General features: G+C 63.0%; 18 protein-coding genes. 15 read left to right on the top strand and 3 right to left on the bottom strand.

The genetic code is table 11. The features are described from left to right. Nucleotides 1-3: 3 nt before the first annotated feature. From nuoN to G572_RS0102525, 5 genes are all read left to right on the top strand, one after another. Entirely contained in the window at nucleotides 4-1,458 is a 1,455-nt protein-coding gene (nuoN, locus tag G572_RS0102550) for an NADH-quinone oxidoreductase subunit NuoN (RefSeq protein ID WP_029057155.1), read from the top strand. Between the two features lie 59 nt (nucleotides 1,459-1,517). Next, entirely contained in the window at nucleotides 1,518-2,228 is a 711-nt protein-coding gene (locus tag G572_RS0102545) for a biotin--[acetyl-CoA-carboxylase] ligase (protein WP_208979006.1), read from the top strand. Between the two features lie 52 nt (nucleotides 2,229-2,280). Further along, a complete protein-coding gene (locus tag G572_RS0102540; protein WP_029057153.1) occupies nucleotides 2,281-3,948 on the top strand; it encodes a ribonuclease J in 1,668 nt (555 codons plus the stop codon). Nucleotides 3,949-4,043: 95 nt separating this feature from the next. Beyond that, nucleotides 4,044-4,448, top strand: a complete 405-nt coding sequence (gene mce, locus G572_RS0102530) for a methylmalonyl-CoA epimerase (RefSeq protein ID WP_029057152.1) — start codon at nucleotides 4,044-4,046, stop codon at nucleotides 4,446-4,448. 86 nt (nucleotides 4,449-4,534) lie between these two features. Beyond that, nucleotides 4,535-4,801 carry a DUF1467 family protein gene (locus G572_RS0102525; RefSeq protein WP_029057151.1) on the top strand — a complete coding sequence of 89 codons (267 nt, stop codon included), beginning with the start codon at nucleotides 4,535-4,537 and terminating at the stop codon, nucleotides 4,799-4,801. Between the two features lie 63 nt (nucleotides 4,802-4,864). Here the strand turns inward: G572_RS0102525 and G572_RS0102520 are convergent, their stop codons facing one another. After that, complete coding sequence (locus tag G572_RS0102520) at nucleotides 4,865-5,194, bottom strand: NIPSNAP family protein (RefSeq protein ID WP_029057150.1); 330 nt, start codon at nucleotides 5,192-5,194, stop codon at nucleotides 4,865-4,867. A gap of 556 nt (nucleotides 5,195-5,750) precedes the next feature. Between G572_RS0102520 and G572_RS0102515 the strand changes: the two genes are divergently transcribed. The 5 genes from G572_RS0102515 (at nucleotide 5,751) to G572_RS0102495 (ending at nucleotide 12,824) form a co-directional block, all read left to right on the top strand. Beyond that, a complete protein-coding gene (locus G572_RS0102515; protein ID WP_029057149.1) occupies nucleotides 5,751-6,413 on the top strand; it encodes a protein-L-isoaspartate O-methyltransferase family protein in 663 nt (220 codons plus the stop codon). A gap of 522 nt (nucleotides 6,414-6,935) precedes the next feature. Then, on the top strand, nucleotides 6,936-8,309 hold the full coding sequence (locus tag G572_RS0102510; RefSeq protein WP_029057148.1) for a TolC family outer membrane protein: 1,374 nt from the start codon (nucleotides 6,936-6,938) through the stop codon (nucleotides 8,307-8,309). Nucleotides 8,310-8,592: 283 nt separating this feature from the next. After that, nucleotides 8,593-9,237 carry a PopZ family protein gene (locus G572_RS0102505; RefSeq protein WP_208979005.1) on the top strand — a complete coding sequence of 215 codons (645 nt, stop codon included), beginning with the start codon at nucleotides 8,593-8,595 and terminating at the stop codon, nucleotides 9,235-9,237. A 171-nt stretch (nucleotides 9,238-9,408) separates the two neighbouring features. Continuing rightward, nucleotides 9,409-12,261, top strand: coding sequence for a valine--tRNA ligase (locus G572_RS0102500; protein WP_029057146.1), 2,853 nt, complete (start codon nucleotides 9,409-9,411; stop codon nucleotides 12,259-12,261). Between the two features lie 26 nt (nucleotides 12,262-12,287). Next, the gene (locus tag G572_RS0102495; protein WP_037545121.1) at nucleotides 12,288-12,824 is read left to right on the top strand and encodes a DUF2155 domain-containing protein; all 537 of its coding nucleotides are present in this window, start codon (nucleotides 12,288-12,290) and stop codon (nucleotides 12,822-12,824) included. Nucleotides 12,825-12,842: 18 nt separating this feature from the next. On the opposite strand, the gene G572_RS22130 is transcribed toward G572_RS0102495, so the two are convergent. After that, nucleotides 12,843-13,910 (bottom strand): alpha/beta hydrolase family protein, encoded by a 1,068-nt coding sequence (locus tag G572_RS22130; RefSeq protein WP_169391276.1) that lies wholly within the window; start codon nucleotides 13,908-13,910, stop codon nucleotides 12,843-12,845. Nucleotides 13,911-13,998: 88 nt separating this feature from the next. Next, nucleotides 13,999-14,898, bottom strand: coding sequence for an ATP-binding protein (locus tag G572_RS0102485; RefSeq protein WP_029057144.1), 900 nt, complete (start codon nucleotides 14,896-14,898; stop codon nucleotides 13,999-14,001). A gap of 248 nt (nucleotides 14,899-15,146) precedes the next feature. On the opposite strand from G572_RS0102485, the gene yajC reads away from it, so the two are divergent. The 5 genes from yajC (at nucleotide 15,147) to G572_RS0102460 (ending at nucleotide 19,462) form a co-directional block, all read left to right on the top strand. Next, nucleotides 15,147-15,482, top strand: coding sequence for a preprotein translocase subunit YajC (gene yajC / locus G572_RS0102480; RefSeq protein WP_029057143.1), 336 nt, complete (start codon nucleotides 15,147-15,149; stop codon nucleotides 15,480-15,482). A 77-nt stretch (nucleotides 15,483-15,559) separates the two neighbouring features. Next, nucleotides 15,560-17,170, top strand: coding sequence for a protein translocase subunit SecD (secD, locus tag G572_RS26610; protein ID WP_029057142.1), 1,611 nt, complete (start codon nucleotides 15,560-15,562; stop codon nucleotides 17,168-17,170). A gap of 18 nt (nucleotides 17,171-17,188) precedes the next feature. Then, nucleotides 17,189-18,145: a protein translocase subunit SecF gene (gene secF / locus G572_RS26605; RefSeq protein WP_029057141.1), complete on the top strand. Its 957-nt coding sequence runs from the start codon at nucleotides 17,189-17,191 to the stop codon at nucleotides 18,143-18,145. 21 nt (nucleotides 18,146-18,166) lie between these two features. After that, nucleotides 18,167-18,565, top strand: coding sequence for an Mth938-like domain-containing protein (locus G572_RS0102465; protein WP_037545118.1), 399 nt, complete (start codon nucleotides 18,167-18,169; stop codon nucleotides 18,563-18,565). A gap of 27 nt (nucleotides 18,566-18,592) precedes the next feature. Beyond that, entirely contained in the window at nucleotides 18,593-19,462 is an 870-nt protein-coding gene (locus tag G572_RS0102460) for a phytoene/squalene synthase family protein (RefSeq protein ID WP_037545116.1), read from the top strand. Nucleotides 19,463-19,639: the final 177 nt, after the last annotated feature.

Here is a 19,639-nt window from a genome sequence, read left to right as displayed (position 1 = left end):
GCCATGACTGCTTACAATCAACTCCCGGACCTTTCACCCGCGCTGCCGGAGCTGTTTCTCGCAGGCGGCGCGCTGGCGCTGCTGATGCTCGGCGTGTTCGGCGGACGAACCGCCGTGCGCTACGTGACGGCATTGTCGGTTGCGCTGCTGGCCGTTGCCGCGCTTCCGCTGCTCCTGCCGGCGCAGTTCGGTATTACGTCCGCGTCGACCTTTCACGGGGCGTTCGTGCTCGACGGCTTCGCGATCTATCTCAAGATCCTGACGCTGATCGGTTCCGGCTTTGCTATCGCCATGTCGGTGGCATTCGCGCGCAACGAGAATTTCGAACACTTCGAATATCCGGTCCTGATCCTGTTGGCGACACTCGGCATGATGCTGATGCTGTCGGCCAACGACATGATCATCCTGTACCTGGGCCTCGAGCTGCAGTCGCTGGCGCTTTATGTCATTGCGGCCTTCAACCGGGACAGTGTCCGCTCGACGGAAGCGGGTCTGAAGTATTTCGTTCTCGGGTCGGTCTCGTCGGGCATGCTGCTGTATGGCATGTCGCTGGTTTACGGCTTCACCGGAAACACCGGTTTCCCGGAGATCGCCGCTGCCATCACCGCACAGGGCGGGTCGTCGCTTGGCCTCGTGTTCGGTCTGGTGTTCATTCTCGCCGGTCTGGCTTTCAAGGTGTCTGCGGTGCCGTTCCATATGTGGACGCCGGACGTCTACGAGGGCGCGCCGACTCCGGTCACCGCCTTCTTTGCGGCCGCGCCCAAGATCGCAGCGATGGGCATGCTGACGCGGATCGTGATAGACGCCTTCGAGCCCGTGACACATGACTGGCAACAGATCATCGTCTTCGTTTCGATCGCCTCCATGGCGCTTGGCGCATTCGCTGCGATCGGTCAGCGCAACATCAAACGGCTGATGGCCTATTCCTCCATCGGCCACATGGGATTTGCGCTGGTCGGCCTCGCGGCCGGAACGCAGGCCGGTGTCGAAGGTGTCGTCATCTACATGACCGCCTATCTCGCAATGACGCTCGGTGCGTTCGCCTGCATCCTGTCGATGCGTCGCAAGGAAGGCATGGTCGAGGAGATCTCCGATCTCAGCGGTCTTGCGCGGACCAACCTGCCCATGGCGGTGCTGTTGGGGATCATCCTGTTCTCGCTGGCCGGGATTCCGCCGTTCATCGGATTTTTCGCCAAGTTCTACGTCTTTCTCGCGGCGGTCGAGGCGGGGCTTTATCCGCTGGCGATCATCGGCATCCTGTCTTCGGTTGTCGGTGCCTATTACTATCTTCGGATCGTCAAGGTGATGTTCTTTGACGAACCGGCGCGCGCCTTCCTGCCGATGCCGGTCGAGTTGAAGTTCACGCTTGGGCTGTCGAGTGTCTTCGTCATGTTCTTCGTGGTGTTCGCCGGCTCAATCGTCGAGATGGCGGCGGCTGCGGCCGGGACGCTGTTCTGACTTCCGGGCTGTCGTTCGACGGGCGCGCGTCTCCGGTTCGAAACGTTCCAGGGTATCGCGTGGCCGGATACGAGGCGGTTACCTCGACGAGTGTCGTTGCCCTGGAAAAGGCGCGGGCGGGCGATCCGGGCAACCTCTGGATCGTCGGGCAACGGCAAACCGGTGGGCGGGGGCGGCGTGGTCGGCCCTGGGTGTCGGAGTCGGGCAATCTCTACGCGTCGCTGCTTCTGATCGATCCGGCCGAGCCGGCGCGGCTGGCGCAGCTTCCGCTGGTCGCGGCCCTCGCCCTTGCCGAAGCGGTCGACCGGATGTGCGGAACCCACAAGCTGGCGCGACTGAAATGGCCGAACGATCTGCTCGTGGACGGAGCGAAGATATCCGGTATCCTGCTGGAAGCAGCAGCGCTTGCCGATGATCGGCGGGCTGTGACGTGCGGATTTGGCCTGAACCTGGCACATCATCCGGAGTTGCCTGACTATGCGGCCGCGGATCTCGAGGGGCTTGGTTACCGGGTCGCGCCGGACGTCGCGTTTTTTGCGCTGGCGGAAAGCGTTTCCAGTCAGCTCGCCCGCTGGAGGAGCGAGCCGTTCGCGGGCATCCTGTCGGACTGGCTGGCGCGCGCGCAGGGCATCGGGCTTCCGATACGCGTCCGCTTCGAGCGGACGGAACTTCATGGGACCTTCGTCGGACTCGACGAAGAAGGACGTCTTTTGTTGCGCGGCGAGGACGGGTCGATGACGACCGTCTCCGCCGGCGATGTGTTTTTTTGAAACGTGCAGGCATGACTGCGCGCCGCCTCGGGCGGTCAGATAGGAGTACAGGATGACGGGCGATCAGGAGCTCGTATTCGTCGCGCTCGGCGGTCTCGGCGAGATCGGCATGAACATGGCGCTCTACGGCTATGGCCCCGCTCACGAGCGGCGTTGGCTGATGGTCGATTGCGGTGTGACATTTGCCGGCCCGGACCTTCCGGGCGTCGACATTGTCGTTCCGGATATCAGCTATATTGAAGACAAGCTCGACCGGCTGGACGGCATCGTGATCACGCACGCGCATGAAGATCACTATGGCGCCTTGATCCATCTCTGGCCGCGCCTCAAGGCACCGCTCTACATGACGCCCTTCACGGCCGGCCTGCTCGCCGCGAAGACGAAAAGCGAGCCGGGCGCGGACAAGATTCCGGTGTCCGTCGTCAAGCAGGGCGACCGGATCTCCGTCGGACCGTTCGATGTGGAAATGGTGGCGATGTCCCACTCCATTCCCGAACCCTGCGCGCTGGCCATTCGAACGCCCGCCGGAATGGTGGTGCATTCGGGGGACTGGAAGATCGATCCGACGCCGGGAATCGGCCGGCCGATTGACGTCGAACGCCTTGCCCAGCTTGGCGAGGAGGGCGTGCGCGCCCTGATCTGCGATTCCACCAATGCCGTGCGCGACGGGGTCAGCCCCAGCGAAATGGATGTCGCGGCGGATCTGACCCGGGTGATCCAGGGGGCGAAGCGGCGCGTTGCCGTGACGACCTTTGCTTCCAACGTGGCGCGGATCCGCTCTATCGCCTTGGCGGCCAAGGCGGCGGAACGCGATGTCGTTGTCATGGGGCGGTCGATGCATCGCGCCATCGAGGTCGCGACCGAGCTTGGCTACATGGACGACCTTCCGGCGTTTCTTTCCGAAGATGCCTATGGCTATCTGCCGCCGGAGCGTGTCGTGCTGCTTCTCACTGGAAGCCAGGGCGAGGAACGGGCGGCCCTTGCGCGGATCGCGGCCGGCGATCATCGCAATGTCGCGTTGTCGAAGGGCGACATGGTCGTCTTTTCCTCGCGCACGATCCCCGGGAACGAAAAGGCCGTGAACGCGATCGTCAACAGGCTTGCCGAAGCGCGCGTCGAGATCGTGACCGACCGGGACGCGCTGGTCCATGTGTCTGGGCACCCGCGTCGGGGAGAATTGACGCAGCTTTACGACATGCTCAAGCCCCAGGCGCTGATTCCCGCGCATGGCGAGGCGATGCATCTGAAGGCGCATCACGACCTTGCCAAGGCGCATGGGATCAAGAACACAATGATCGCCCGCAACGGCGATCTGGTTCGCCTTTCGCCGGGCCGTCTCGATATCGTCGACGAGATCCCCGTCGGGATCGAGGTCAAGGACGGGATGATCTTCGGCGACCCCGAGGAGACCGGGGTCCAGGAGCGGCGCAAGCTGTCGTTCGCGGGCGCGATCGTCGTCTCGGTCGTGGTCGATGCGCGCGGCGATCTGGTCGGGGAGCCGCAGGCCGCGTTGTTCGGGCTTCCGGAAACCGATGAGGAGGGTGACGACATGGAAGACGTCGTCATCGACGAGGTCATTCATGCGCTGGAGAGCATTCCGAAGAACCGCCGCAAGAACCTCGATGTCGTGGCGGAATCCGCGCGCCGCGCCGCACGGGCCGCGGTCCGGGACTGCTGGGGGAAAAAGCCTCTGACCCAGGCATTGGTCGCACGCGTGTGACGATTTGGGGGCTGGCCGGCGACGGCCCACCCTACCACTATGGGGCCCTGCAGCACCGCGAAATGGCGGGGCGACGAGACGAGCGGGAGGTTTGAATGATTGGACGGTTGAACCATGTTGCGATTGCGGTGCCGGATCTGGAAGCCGCAACGGCAATGTATCGGGACACGCTCGGTGCGAAAGTCTCCCAACCTCAGCCGGAGCCCGATCACGGTGTTACCGTGGTGTTCATCGAACTGCCCAACACGAAAATCGAGTTGCTGGAACCGCTTGGGGAGGGATCGCCGATCACCGCGTTTCTGGACCGCAGCCCGTCCGGCGGCATCCATCACGTGTGCTATGAGGTGGAGGATATCGTCGAAGCGCGCGATCGGTTGACGGAAAAGGGGGCAAGGGTGCTGGGAAGCGGCGAGCCCAAGATCGGTGCCCACGGCAAGCCCGTGATTTTCCTTCATCCGAAGGATTTCAACGGAACGCTGGTGGAACTCGAGCAGGTGTGACGCCGCTGAAATCGCCGGCGCGGGAAGCGGGCCTTGCGGGCCGCCGAGCAACTGACAGATCAAGCCCTGATTGGATTTAAAGCACCGTGTCTCTTGTCTCTTCTCTGGCCATCTTCTTCATCATCTGGTGGATCATTCTCTTTGCGATCCTGCCGATCGGCGTTGTCACGCAGGAGGAAAGCGGCGAGGTCACGCCCGGCACGGAGGCGAGCGCTCCGGGACGACCGCAGCTCTTGAAGAAGGCCCTGATGACGACAGTGATCGCCGCCGTCATTTTCGGCGCATTTTACTGGCTGAAGGTTCATTCCGGGCTGACCCTCGACGATCTGCCCTTCAAGCCGCCCAGCGGTTAGCGGAACGTCGCACAGTCTGCGGAGCGGGTGTGAAGGGGCGGCGGGTATCCCGCCGCCGCCGCGTCACGGACGGGTCGGCTCGTCGAAGAAGGGCGCCGGCTTCATCAGTCGGTTTGTCTGGCTTTCCAGCGCGCCGAGATCGGCGCTGCGACGCAGGTAATCCAGCCAGTCCGGATCCGCCCACATTTCTGCCCGCCGCGCTTCGCGGTCGCCTGCGTCCTCATAGGCCCAGATGTGGATGTATTCGTTGGGATCGCCGGTTTCAGTGAGCAGAAACGCCACCGGCTGTCCGAGATGCCGTGTTTGCGGTGCCTTTCCGTGTTTTTCGTAAAGCGCCAGATGTGCCGCCAGCGTTCCCGGTCGACATCTGTAGGTTCGAACATCAATAAGCATTTCCAACTCCGTGTAAGTGAAGCGATGGAGACGATTTAAAGCTCGTCAGTTTGGACATTTTCGATGACATGGCGCCTGCGCAACCTCCCTTGCAATGCATGAGCGCATCCTCTCTTGCGACGCCGAGCGGCAAGATCTGCGATATCGGCCTTCGCTCCCGATTTGGTCCGCACGGACAGGGCTTGTCGGTCGCAAGGCCTGTCGCCCTTTGCCGGGTTCACGGAACGGCTGGCGGCAGGTGAATGACTGTCAGAATTGCAATCTCATTCGACACGCTTTCTGAACGACCGTGATGAAGCCGTTATTCTGGACGGGTCCGAAACCGGTTGCAAACAATGTGCTTTCGAAGCTCGGGCTTGCAAAAAAAGCGGGTGGAATTCACGCATCGCCTGATACATTGCGAAATGACGAATTCGGCGGTGATCGGAAGATTCTGACGGATGCTTGGCGAAATGGGTTGATGCGAGCCGTCATCCGTTCTCGTGCATCTTGTCACGGGCTTCGGACGCCGGTAATGAACCGGAACCACTCACTCGCTAAGCTGAAGAGGCGTGCAATGGGCGACTTCGAACGGGCTCGCACTCACATGGTCGACAATCAGTTGCGGACCAACGACGTAACCGACCATGGCATTCTCGACGCCATGGCAAGCGTCCCGCGCGAACGATTCGTGCCGGCCTCCAGGCGCAGCATTGCCTACAGCGATTCCGACATTCCCCTCTCTGTCGGCGACACCCAGCGCTATCTGATGAAACCGCATGTCTTTGCCAAGCTCATTCAGCTTGCAAAGATCGGACCTGACGACGTCGTTTTGTGCGTGGGTTGCGCGTCCGGCTACAGCGTGGCGGTCCTGGCGGAGCTCGCGGGCTCGGTCGTCGGGCTCGAGGCAACCGCAGACGCGACGGCCGCTGCGTCGGATCTGCTGGTCGATCTCGGGATCGAGAATGCGGCTGTCGTCGATGGCGATCTCGTCACCGGCGCGGCCTCGGAAGGACCGTATGACGTGATTGTCATCGACGGTGCCATTGAACATTTGCCGGATGCACTGACCGCGCAGATGAAGGACGGCGGTCGCCTCGTTGCCATCGAGGGCGTGGGCGGCGCGGGCGTCGCGCGGCTCTACGTACGTTCCGGCGAGGCCGTTTCGGGACGCTTCGCCTTCAATGCAACGGCTCATGTTCTGCCAGGCTATCAGGCCGCAAAAGAGTTCGTCTTTTAATCTGGAACGGTGCTGAGAGTACGGCCTGCACGGAACCGGGTGACGGCGCGGTCGCGTCTCCGGCCGCTTGCGGGAATCGGGCGCGCGCATCCGCGGATATCTGCCCTTGCGGCAGGTCAGCGTGCGGCGGTTTTCCGATGCTCGGGTGTGTTGCCCCGAGGACGCATCCCGGCCGGAATAGTCGGTGGGCGGGCTCTGCGCGGTTGTCTCGCGGGAGGAGCGCGGTAACAGTATGCTCCGGTTGGCTGCGGCGCGGTGCCAGGACCAACTCCCGGTTTGGTCATGTTGCGATCCCTTCGGCGTTCTCGGTCGAGGGCGGGCTGACCGGATGACGATATTCGCCGTCGCTTCCTTGTCTATGCGCCAGGGAAACGACGGTTCGCAGACCAGAATGTCAAAAACGGCACGGGTCTGAAGGTGAATGAGGCGGCGGCGGACGCTCTGTCCGCTAAAAACAGAAAGACCGTCGTGTGCCATTCGTGGCGTCAGACGGTCGGACAGAAGTCAACAGGGGTGCTCAACGTGAAACGCAGTGGTTACTGGCTTGGTGCGGCCGCTCTTTTCGTGCTTTCGGGAGCGGTTCCTGGCATTGGCCATGCCCAGTCAATTGACGAGGCCCTGGCACAGACTTACTCCAACAACCCGACGATCAACGCCGCACGCGCAACCCTGCGCTCCGTTGACGAGCGGGTCCCGCAGGCCCTGTCGGGGTGGCGTCCGCAGGTGTTCGGCCGGTTCGACGTCGGCGCCCAGTACTCCGATTCCGTGCCTGGACGTGCGAGTTATCGCAATACCGCCACTGCCGGTCTTGCCATTACCCAGAATATCTTTCGCGGGTTCAGGACGGTCAATTCTACGCGTCAGGCCGAAGCTGTGGTCAGGTCGGAGCGTGAAAGCCTCCGCGCGACGGAGCAAACGATTCTCCAGCAGGCGGCCACCGCCTATATGGACGTGATCTCGAACACGGCAATCGTCTCGCTGCGCCGCAGCAGCCTGGAATTCCTGTCCGAGCAGGTTCGCGCCGCCGATGACCGCTTCGAGGTGGGGGAGGGCACGCGCACCGACGTCTCCCAAGCCCGTGCCCGTTTTTCCGAGGCCCAGTCGGATCTCAATCTTGCAATGGCGAATGTGAACACAAGCCGCGCGATCTATCGGCAGCTTGTCGGAGCCGATCCCAAGCGGCTGTCCGCGCGCACATCGATTTACGGCCGTTTGCCGAAGGGGCTGGACGCGGCGCTGGGGGCGGGGGCGGCCAATCACCCCTCGATCTTGTCCGCGCAGCATCTTGTGGATGCGGCCGTGTTCGCCGTGAAGACGACGGAAGGCGAGCTGTTGCCGACCGTGACGCTGGAAGGCAACCTTCAGCGCCAGTGGAATCCGCCGACGTCCTCGACCGTCGATACGGTGGATTCCGCAAGCATCTTCGGAAGGGTCTCGATCCCGCTGTATCAGGGGGGCGCCGTGTCCTCTCGTGTCCGTCAGACGAAGGAAGACCTCGGCCAGACACGCATCCAGCTGGATGTCGCGCGCGACCAGATCCGGGCCTCGATCGTCTCGGCCTGGGGCCAGTATCAGGCAGCTGTCGCATCGATCGCGGCAGCGCAGGATGCGGTCTCCGCCAACCAGCTTGCCCTTGAAGGCGTGATCGAGGAACAGCGCGTGGGACAGCGCACGACACTCGATGTGCTGAATGCGCAGTTCGAGCTCGTCAACAGCCGGGTCAGCCTCGTTACGGCCCAGCGCAACCGTACGGTCGCGGCCTATGCGTTGCTCGCAGCCTCGGGCGCGCTCACCGCTGACCGCCTCGGTCTTGCCGTCGCGCGTTACGACGAAAAGGCGCATTACAAGAAGGTTCGCAACAGCTGGTTCGGGCTCAAGACGCCTGACGGTCGCTGAACCGCGACGGGACGCAAGGGTCACCCGGTGTTTGCCGGGTGCGGAATCGCGAAATTCGGTCGAAAACAGTGCTTTCTTGTGCTTGACAAGAGCAAAGCAGCGGATTCGTCGTTGCGTTGTGCTTTTCCCTTCGCCTTCGAACGCGTTATATTCTTCACAAGTGAGTCGCGCGACGGCATGAGGCGACAGCCTCTGCCATAGTGCCCGGGCATCGGTCCGGTCATCGCGGTAGTCGAGTACGGGGATCGGTATGGCCAACGCCAATCAAGCTCAGGAACCCTCCATGGAGGAAATTCTGGCGTCTATTCGCCGGATCATTTCCGACGAGGAAACGCCGGCAGCCGAAGCCGAGGACAATGTCGATGCGCCGGAGGCCGTGGCCGACGAGGACGGCTCCGCGGAGATGTCTCAGGACGATCTCGACAAGCTTTTTGATTCCGACGAAGACGAGGTCGAGCTCGGCGAGCCGGAACCCGAGTTCGCCCCGGAACCGGAGCTCGCCCCTGAACCGGAAGTCGAGGCTGAAGCGGATGACGTTCTCGAGTTGACCGAGGACCTTGCCGTCGACGATGCCGATGATGCTTTCGATATGGTCGAGGGACTGGCCACCGCCGAGGAGCAGATCGGCGATGTCGCCTTCATGGAAGAGGAACCCGTTGCAGAGCCGACGCCGGAGCCCTCCGGCGAGGCGCAAAGCGCGAGCGACCGGTTCACCGAGGAACTTCTTTCTCCGACCGCAAACCAGGCGGTGCATTCGGCTTTCAACAACCTTGCCGGCACGATCCTTTCCAACAACGCCAGGACGCTTGAGGATCTGGTCAAGGAAATGTTGCGGCCGATGCTCAAGTCCTGGCTGGACGAAAACCTCCCTCCCATGGTCGAACGCCTCGTACGGCAGGAAATCGAGCGGGTATCGCGCGGCCGGTAGGAAGGACGGATGTCCTTTCGCGCTTCTTTCCGCGCCGCCCTATCGGGGCGGCGCATTTATTTTCCGCTCATGTATCCAGCGCCTTGCTGTTGCCCCCTTTCCGGCGACGGTTGACTTGGCGCCGCGCCTGCGAGTAACCACGCGTTCAGTTTTCAGGATCCGAGAAAAACAATGCTCGACAAGTCATATGATGCCGCCAATGTCGAACCTCGTATCGCGGGGGTCTGGGAAGAGGCCGAGGCCTTCAAGGCCGGCGCCGGCGCCGATCCGGGCGCGGCGTCCTATTCCATCGTGATCCCGCCGCCCAATGTGACGGGTTCGCTGCACATGGGGCATGCGCTCAACAACACGCTGCAGGACATTCTGGTCCGCTTCCAGCGCATGCGCGGCCGCGATGTCCTTTGGCAGCCGGGCATGGATCATGCCGGGATCGCCACACAGATGGTCGTCGAGCGACAACTTGCGGAGCGGAACGAGCCCGACCGCCGCGCGATGGGGCGCGAAACCTTCGTTGAGCGCATCTGGGACTGGAAGGCCGAGTCCGGCGGCATGATCCTGAACCAGCTCAAGCGCCTGGGGGCATCGTGCGACTGGTCGCGCGAACGCTTCACCATGGACGAGGGGCTGTCGAAGGCCGTTCTCGAGGTGTTCGTCGGCCTGTTTCGCGAAGGGCTCATCTACAAGGACAAGCGCCTCGTCAACTGGGACCCGCGGTTCCTGACGGCGATTTCCGACCTTGAGGTCGAGCAGCGCGAGATCAAGGGCAATCTCTGGCACTTCCGGTATCCGCTGGAGGCGGGCGCAAGCTTTCAGGCGCCGGTTGCATGGGATGAGGACGGCACGCCGACCGAGTTCGAGACACGCACCTACATCACCGTGGCGACAACGCGCCCGGAGACCATGCTGGGCGATACAGCGGTTGCCGTGAACCCGGAAGATCCGCGTTATCGTGACCTTATCGGCAAGAGTGTTGTCCTGCCACTGGTCGGCCGATCCATTCCCATTGTTGCCGATGATTATGCCGATCCGGATGCGGGGTCGGGCGCGGTCAAGATCACGCCGGCGCATGATTTCAACGATTTCGAGGTCGGCCGGCGGCACAAGCTGCCGATGATTTCGGTCCTCGACCGTGAGGCGAAAGTCTGTCTGCGCGACAATCCGGAATTCCTGGACGGTCTTGCGGAGACCGATGAACTTGCCGCGACGATGGATGCCTTCGAGGGCGGCGACCGGTTCGACGTGCGCAAGCGCCTTGTCGAGGCAATGGACGAGAAGGGTCTGCTCGACCGGATCGAGCCGCATGCGCATATGGTTCCGCACGGCGACCGCGGCGGCGTTCCGATCGAGCCCTTGCTCACGGACCAGTGGTATGTCGACGCCAAGACGCTGGCAAAGCCGGCGATCGCCAGCGTGCGGGAGGGGCGGACCGAGTTCGTGCCCCGCAACTGGGAAAAGACCTATTTCGAGTGGATGGAAAACATCCAGCCGTGGTGCATCTCGCGCCAGCTGTGGTGGGGGCATCGCATTCCCGCCTGGTACGGACCCGACGGAAAAATCTTTGTCGAACGCTCGGAAGAGGACGCTGTCGCCGCTGCCCAGACCCATTACGGCAAGAGCTGCGAGGTGATCGCCCAGGATGACGCGCTCGCGCGCTGGGAGGAGGGCGGCGCCGACACAGCGGCCGTTGCGCTCTACCGCGACGAAGACGTGCTCGACACGTGGTTTTCCTCCGCGCTGTGGCCGTTCTCGACGCTCGGCTGGCCCGACAAGACGCCGGAGCTTGCCAATTACTATCCCACGAGCGTTCTGGTTACCGGCTTTGACATCATCTTTTTCTGGGTCGCCCGGATGATGATGTTCGGCGATCACTACATGACCACCGAACCCTTCAGCACGGTCTACATCCACGCCCTGGTCCGAGACGAGAAGGGCCAGAAGATGTCGAAGTCGAAGGGCAATGTCATCGACCCGTTGGCGCTGATCGACGAGTTCGGGGCGGATGCATTGCGCTTCACGCTGGCGGCGATGGCGGCGCAGGGGCGCGACATCAAGCTGGCGACCAGCCGCGTCGGCGGCTACCGGAACTTCGTCACGAAGCTGTGGAATGCGGCTCGCTTCGTCGAGATGAACGGCGGGACGCGCCCCGAGGGCTTCGATCCGGCCGGCGCGCAGGAAAGCGTAAACCGCTGGATCGTTACCGAAACGGGGCGTTGCACCGCGGATGTCACCGAGGCCCTGGACGGCTTCCGCTTCAACGAGGCGGCGGGCGCGGCCTATCGCTTCGTCTGGAACACTTACTGTGACTGGTACCTGGAGTTCGCCAAGCCGATCTTCGCCGACGGCTCGGACGCGGCAAAGGCGGAAACCCGCGCCACCGCAGCCTGGGTGCTCGACGAGATCCTGAAGATCCTGCATCCCTTCATGCCGTTCATGACCGAAGAACTGTGGGCACGCACGGTCGAAGAGGACGGCGCGGGCAAACCGCGTCCACGTCTTCTCGCGCACACCCGCTGGCCAAGCTCGCTCGGTGGCGATCCCGATGCCGCGGCGGAGATCAACTGGCTTGTCGACCTGATCTCGTCGGTTCGCTCCGTGCGCGCGGAGATGAACGTCCCGGCCGGCGCCAAAGTGCCGCTCGTGGTCACCGGCGCAAACGAAGAGACCAGGCGGCGGCTCGAGACGCATGAGGCGCTGATCCTCAGGCTGGCGCGGGCGGAAACCGTTTCGCTGGCCGAGGCCGCGCCGCGTGGCGCCGTGCAGATCGTCAGCGGTGAGGCGATGATCTGTCTCCCGCTCGCGGATGTCATCGACATCGAGGCGGAGGCCGGGCGTCTGGCGAAGGAAGCGTCGAAGCTCGACGGCGAGATCGCGCGCATCGACAAGAAGCTCGGCAACGAGGGATTTCTTGCCAAGGCACCGGAAGCGATTGTCGTGGCGGAGAAGGAGAAGCGCGACGAGCTGCTTGAGCGCAAGACGCGGATTGCCGAGGCGCAGGCACGGATCGCGGAGTTGACGGCGGCGTGAGGCCGTCGCCGATCGGAGTGGAATTCATGACGAACATCACACGTCGCACCGCCGGGGTCCGCGCTCTTCTGCTGGGGGCAAGCGCCTTGCTCGTTGCGCTGAGTGCACCGGCGTCGGCGGAAAAGATCGAAAACCCCGTTGCTGTCTTCTCCGGTCTCGACAAGATCACCGGCCGGATCATCGCCTTCGACGTCTACATCGGCGAAACCGTGCAGTTCGGCGCCCTTCAGGTGACGCCGCGCCAGTGCAACACACGTCCGCAGACGGAAACGCCGCAGACGACCGCCTTTGTCGAAGTCGATGAAATCACGCTCGACAACGAGGTCCGGCGCATCTTCACCGGCTGGATGTTCGCCGCGAGCCCGGGGCTGCATGCCGTCGAGCACGCCGTGTACGATGTCTGGCTGACCGACTGCAAACAGGCCTCGACCGTGGCGCCCCCGGAAAACTACAGCGGCCCGCCGATTTCCGAAGAGGCGGCAGCGGGCGACGATCCGTTGGCTGGAACGGCACCCAAACTGGGGGCGGGCGAGGTGATTCCCAGACTCAAGCCCGAGCCGTAACCGGTCGCCCGGTGACGTTCATCCGCCATCGGATGCAGCATTGCGTTGTGTCGTCGTGTCTTGGATCCACGTCGTGATCGTTGCGATTGCCGCGTCGCTATAGGCGTGTCGGCCAAGGACGACAAACGCCGCTGCTGCCCACCAGGGCATGTCCTGCGGCCGCTGGTAGTTGAAGAGCCGGCTCCGCAGCAGGGCGTGGGTGGCGTCCGGGATCACCACGACGTGGTTTTGCGGGTTGTTGGGCAGGATCAGGCGCGTGTAGTCCCTTGCGTTCGTGACGGCATCGACGTTCAGGTCGTCCTCTCCCCAGACAGCCAGAAACGGGGCGTCGCTGTTTTCCAGATTTGCTGCGGCATCGGCGTCGCGGTTGCGAAGGACGAAACGCGCGCGGGCCCGGGAGATGTCGAAAAGTCTTGCCGCGGCATCCGGCCTTGCCGCTTCGGGAAGATCCTCAAGCGCCGCTTCGTCCTCTGTCTGCCGTGCGATCTCCGCCGCAATCTCCTCCCTCGACCATCCGAGACGTTGCAATCGGCGTCGCGTCAGATAGTCACCCTGCCGTTGCCAGTTCACCGCGCCGCCGACCAGAACGTAGAAGGCGCCTCCATCGTTTTTCGCGGCAATTTTCGGCAAGACCCATCCGGCCTGCGAAAAGCCGAGATAGCCGGTGCGCCCGATCCGCGCTCCGGTCGTTCGTTCGACCGCGTCGCGCGCGGCCCGGGCTTCAGCCGCGCGATCTTGCATCGACTGATCGTGCCAGTTGCCGGCACTTGCACCAACTCCTGGCTTGTCCCAGCTGAACACTCCAATCCCCGCATCAAGGAGGGCATTGAAGAGCGGTCCATATCCGTCGGCCGAATATCTGTCCTGGGGGCCGTCGCCATGGACCACGAGAACGACCGGCGGTGGTGAGGAAGCGGATCCGGGAAGCAAAAGCGTGCCCGCAACCGGCCCGGAGTCCGTCGCAAAGACGATTTCTTCCTGCTCATGATCCGAGAGGTCGAAATCCGACATGCCCGCCAGAGCAATAAGGAGGAAAGCCGCAAGGGTCGCGGCCGCGAGCATCACGCCAAGTCTCTTGCCGGTCATCCACCGGGTCCCCCGTTTTCTCGCCCGCGGCGGCGCTGCGGTCATGCGACGTCGCAGGTTGAACCGCGGGCCGATGCAGCGCCGGGGGTCAATTCTTGAGGTGTTTTCCAAGCTGTCCGGCCAGGTCCTGGATGAACTGGAACGCAACGCGTCCTGACCGGCTTCCGCGGGTCGTTGCCCATTCCAGCGCCTTCGACCGCAGCTCCGCCGGTTCGATTTCCAGCTCGAAGTGCCCGGCGTAGGCATTGATCATATCCAGATAGTCGTCCTGGCTGCATTTGTGGAAACCGAGCCACAATCCGAAGCGATCGGACAGAGACACCTTTTCCTCCACCGCTTCGCCCGGGTTGATTGCCGTGGATCGCTCGTTCTCGATCATGTCGCGCGGCAGGAGGTGTCGGCGGTTCGAGGTGGCGTAGAAGAGCACATTGTCCGGCCGCCCTTCGATCCCGCCATCGAGGGCGGCCTTCAGCGACTTGTAGGACGTATCGTCATTGTCGAAACTCAGATCGTCGCAAAACAGGATCGTGTGATGCGGCGCCTGTTTCAGGGCGCTCATCAGCTCCGGAAGCGTTTCGATGTCCTCGCGGTGGATCTCAACGAGTTTCAGGCGGGTGGCATCGCCCTTGTCGGCAAACTCGCGATTGATGAACGCGTGAACGGACTTGACCAGCGACGACTTGCCCATACCCCGCGCGCCCCAAAGCAGCACATTGTTGGCGGCAAACCCCTTGGCGAACCGTCGGGTGTTTTCGACGAGCTGGTTCCGCGCGCGGTCCACGCCCTGCAGCAGGGAAATATCGATCCGGTTCACGCGTGCGACGGGCGTCAGGCTTGAGGTGCCGGCACTCCACACGAAGGCGTCGGCGGCCGCAAAATCCGGGATTTCGGGAGCGGGGGGAACCGCGCGGGAAATCAGCGAGATCAACGTGTCGAGGCGTTCGGTCAGAGCCTGAAAGTCGCTCTTGTCTTGCGAAGAGGTGGTCATCGTGTCGGGCCGTGTCCAAGGTTTTCCGCGCGCAGTCGGGTGCTTCGGAGGAGGAGGGCGGGACGCACGTCCTAGCATGGAGCGCGGGCGCGGCGAAAGACGTGCGGCGACGGGCGGTCAGCGGGTCGGTTCGCCTTGCAAAGCCGTACGCGGCTTGTATAGTCCGCGCGATCTGAGGTTCAGTCGTCGGACGAGGGCGAGATTGCGTTACGGCGCAAGGCGCGCCGGGTCCGATCAAGGAGAGTTTCATGCTGATTACGCCTGCCTATGCCCAAGGGTTCGGCGGTGCCGGTGCACCCGACCTGTTGATGTCCGTTCTCCCCTTCATCCTGATCTTTGTGATCATGTATTTCCTGATCATCCGCCCGCAGCGGCAGCGGATGAAACAGCACCAGGAAATGGTCGCTAACCTGCGCCGCGGCGACACCATCGTGACGGCTGGCGGCATGATCGGAAAAATCGCCAAGGTCGTGGACGACGCCGAAGTTCAGGTCGAGCTTGCGGAGGGGCTCAAGGTCCGGGTCGTGCGCAGCATGATCACCGAAGTGCGCTCGAAGTCCGAGCCCGCGAAGGACAACGGCTGATCCCAAACGTCCGACTTCCAATCCTCTCCGCTACACCCGCGACAGGGTGAGGCGGGGATACCAGAGACGGCCACGCCATGCTTTATTTCGCACGCTGGAAGATCGTTCTGATCGTCCTCGTCATCCTGTCCGGCGCAGTGTCCACACTGCCCAATTTCCTGTCGTCCGACACGCTGCGGGGACTGCCCAATTGGCTTCCCAAGAACCAGATCGTGCTGGGTCTCGACTTGCAGGGCGGGGCCTATCTTCTCTACGAGGTCGACCGGAACGACTACGTCCGGAAGCGGCTTAACACGCTGGTCGGCGATATTCGTCAACGGCTTCGCGACGATCCGCGCATTGGCTACACCGGGCTTGGCGTGCAGGCGGACGGCGCCCAGGTGCGCATTCGCGACCTGACGCGGCTGGACGAAGCGCGCCAGCGGCTCAGCGAACTGACCAACCCGCTTGTCGCCAACATGTTCGGCGGACAAGCGGTCGAGGAATTCGGCATGACCGTCAGCGACGACGGCCTGATCCGCTTCGCCTACACCGAGCAGGGCCTGTCGCAGCGCATGAGTTCGATCGTGCAGCAGTCGATCGAGGTGATTCGCCTGCGTCTCGACGAATTCGGCACGACGGAACCGTCGATCCAGCGCCAGGGCGAGGACCGCATTCTCGTTGAAGCACCGGGCGAAGGCGATCCGGAGCGACTGAAGGATCTTGTCGGCCAAACCGCCCAGCTCACGTTCCATATGGTCGATCAGTCGATGTCGGCGGAACAGGCGATGCAGTCGCGCCCGCCGGTCGGCAGCGTCGTGATGTATTCGCCGGACGATCCGCCGTTTCCCTATCTTCTCGAGGAAGCGCCGCTTCTGTCGGGCGAGGACCTGATCGACGCGCAGGTGTCCTTCAATCCGGAAACCAACGAGCCGGTCGTCAATTTCCGGTTCAACACGTCGGGTGCGCGTACCTTTTCGGTCGTGACCCAGCGCAATGTCGGACGTCCCTTCGCCATCGTGCTCGACAACGAGGTGATTTCCGCGCCGGTCATTCGCGAACCCATCACCGGTGGTTCGGGCCAGATTTCGGGTGACTTCACCGTCGAAAGCGCCAACGATCTCGCGGTGCTGCTGCGCGCCGGCGCGTTGCCTGCAAAGCTCACGGTCGTGGAGGAGCGCTCCATCGGGCCGGGGCTGGGTCAGGATTCGGTCGATGCCGGCCGGGTTGCATCGCTTATCGGTGCGGCGCTGGTCATCGCCTTCATGGTGCTCGCCTATGGCCGGTTCGGCGTCATCGCCGACCTGGCGCTTATCACCAACGTGCTGCTGATCTTTGGTGCTCTCACGGCGCTTCAGGCCACGCTCACCCTGCCGGGCATCGCCGGAATCGTGCTGACCATCGGCATGGCGGTCGATGCCAACGTCCTGATCTTCGAGCGTATCCGGGAGGAGGCGCGGGCCGGGCGCTCGGCCATCAGCGCCATCGATGCGGGTTACTCACGTGCGCTCGGTACGATCTTGGACGCCAATATCACCACCCTGATCGCCGCCCTGATCCTGTTCCAGCTCGGCTCAGGCCCGATCCGCGGATTCGCGGTCACGCTGGCGATCGGCATCTTCACCACGGTGTTTTCCGCTTTCACCGTCTCGCGGCTTCTGGTTGCGCTGTGGGTGCGTTGGCAGCGCCCCAGCCACCTGCCGATCTGACCGACGGGGACAAAGACCATGTTGCTCAAATTCATCCCGGACAACACGCATTTCCGCTTCATGCGGTTCCGGACCATCTCGTTTCCGTTCTCGGCTGTCGTCTTTCTGGTGTCGATTGCGCTGTTCTTTTCCGTCGGGCTGAACTTCGGCATCGATTTCAAGGGCGGCACGGTCTTCGAGATGAAGACCAACGAATCGCCGGCTGACATCGGCGGTATTCGTGAGCAGCTCGCGACGCTCAATCTCGGTGACGTTCAGGTCCAGCAATTCGGTGCGCCCGACGAGGTGCTCGTGCGCGTTCAGGAGCCCGAGGGTGGCGAACTGGCCCAGCAGGCGGTCGTTTCACAGGTCCGCGAGACCTTCGGCGAGAGTGTCGAGTTTCGTCGGGTCGAGGTCGTCGGGCCGCGCGTGTCGGGCGAGTTGGCGCAGGCGGGCATGATCGCCGTCTCCGCATCGCTGATCGTGATCCTGTTCTACATCTGGTTCCGGTTCGAATGGCATTTCGCCGTCGGTGCGATCCTCACGACGATCAACGACATCGTCGTCACGGTCGGGTTGTTCGTCGTTCTGCAGCTCGAATTCTCGCTGTCGTCGATTGCGGCGATCCTCACGATTATCGGCTATTCGCTGAACGATACCGTGGTGGTCTATGACCGGATTCGGGAAAATCTCAGACGGTACAAGAAGACACCGCTTCCCGAACTCCTCGACCGGTCGATCAACGAGATGCTGTCGCGCACGGTGATGACGTCCGTCACCACGCTTCTCGCGCTTCTCGCGCTGTATTACTTCGGTGGCGAGGTCATTCGCTCCTTCACGCTGGCGATGATCTTCGGCGTGGTGATCGGCACGTATTCGTCGATCTTCCTTGCCGCTCCGTTCCTCATCGTCCTGAAGCTGCGGGCCTCCAAGGTGGTCGGCAACGATGGCGATTCGGGCGGATCCGACAAGGATGCCGAGACGGCTTCGGCCTGATAAGCGAGAAAGGGACAGCCAGTGGCACAGCGTGGCGAAGGCATCGTTGTCCGCGATGCCCATTTCCCCGATCGGGCGCCGATAGACGCCTACGGCAACGGCGGGTTTCGCTTCGCGGAGATGTCGCATCGCGGATCCATCCTGTGCGTTCCGACCGGGATTTACGGTTTTGCCGCGACGCGCCCGGACGAACTGACGCCAGAGGCGCTGGAGAAGGTGCTCGACGAACGCGAGAACGTCTCGGTTCTTCTGGTCGGCACCGGCGAGGACCTGCGGCCGCTGTCGCCGGCGTTGCAGGACGCCATGCGCGAAGCGGGGATCAGTGCCGACCCGATGTCGACCGGTGCGGCGGTGCGCACCTATAATGTCCTGCTTTCCGAAGGCCGGCCGGTGGCTGCCGTGTTTTTGGCGGTGGACTGAACCGGCTTCGGCCCTAGGTGTTCCCTGATGAACTCGGCCTCGATCCCGGACGTGCGCTATTGCCTGCAACACGTCCGTCAGCATGATTTCGAACGCTATGTCTCTCTGCTTTACGCTCCTGAGCCGGAACGGGCAGCATTGGCCGCGCTCTATGCATTCAACGTCGAGATCGCCAGGGCGCGCGAGGTTGTCTCCGACCCGATGCCGGGCGAGATCCGCTTTCAATGGTGGCGCGATGCGCTGAGCGCGCCCGAGGGCGCGGAGATCGACCAGCATCCGGTCGCCGGCGCCGTGCGGACGGTGATCGCGAGGTATTCTCTCCCGCTGTCCGCCTTCGAAAACTTGATCGATGCGCGGGTGTTCGATCTTTATGACGATCCGATGCCTGGCCTCTCCGATCTGGAGGGCTATGCCGGAGAGACCTCTTCAGCCCTGATCCAGCTGGCCGCGATCATTCTGGCCAAGGGCAGGGACCCCGACACTGCGGAGGTGGCGGGACATGCCGGTGTGGCCTACGCCCTGACGGGGTTGATGCGAGCGTTGCCCTGGCATGCGCGACGGCGCCAGCTTTATCTGCCGGCCGATCTGCTCGACGCTCACGGCGTCGACCCCGAAACGGTTTTTTCCGGTGAAACAACGCCTCGGCTCCACAATGCCTTGCGCGAATTGCGTGCCGTTGCGCATGGCCATCTTGCGCGCACGCGCGCGGCGGTTGCGAACGTTCCGGTTTCGGTCGTTCCGGCGTTTCTGCCAGTCTGCCTTGTCGAACCGCTGTTGGACCGCATGGAGGCGCGGGGGTTCGATCCCCTTCATTCCTCTGCCGAGCTTTCGGCCTTGCGCATGCAATGGACGATCTGGCGATCCTGGCGTAAGGCGGCAAGGCGGACGAGCGCGTAACCTAGAATTTATTATCGGCCGATAGTGTCCCGGTGATTGATCGCTTCTTTGTTCCAAGGGCCATGCCATGTTTCCGTTTCGCTCTGTCCTTTCTCGTTTGCGGCGCGCTGGATTCGCCGGGGCGCGCGCGGTGTGCCTCGCCGGTGCGATCTCCGTTTGCGGGGCTGCATCCGCGCA

Origin of the sequence: Stappia stellulata DSM 5886 (genome assembly GCF_000423705.1) — a bacterium.
Taxonomy (GTDB): domain Bacteria; phylum Pseudomonadota; class Alphaproteobacteria; order Rhizobiales; family Stappiaceae; genus Stappia; species Stappia stellulata.
This window is presented reverse-complemented; position numbering and strand designations above follow the sequence as displayed.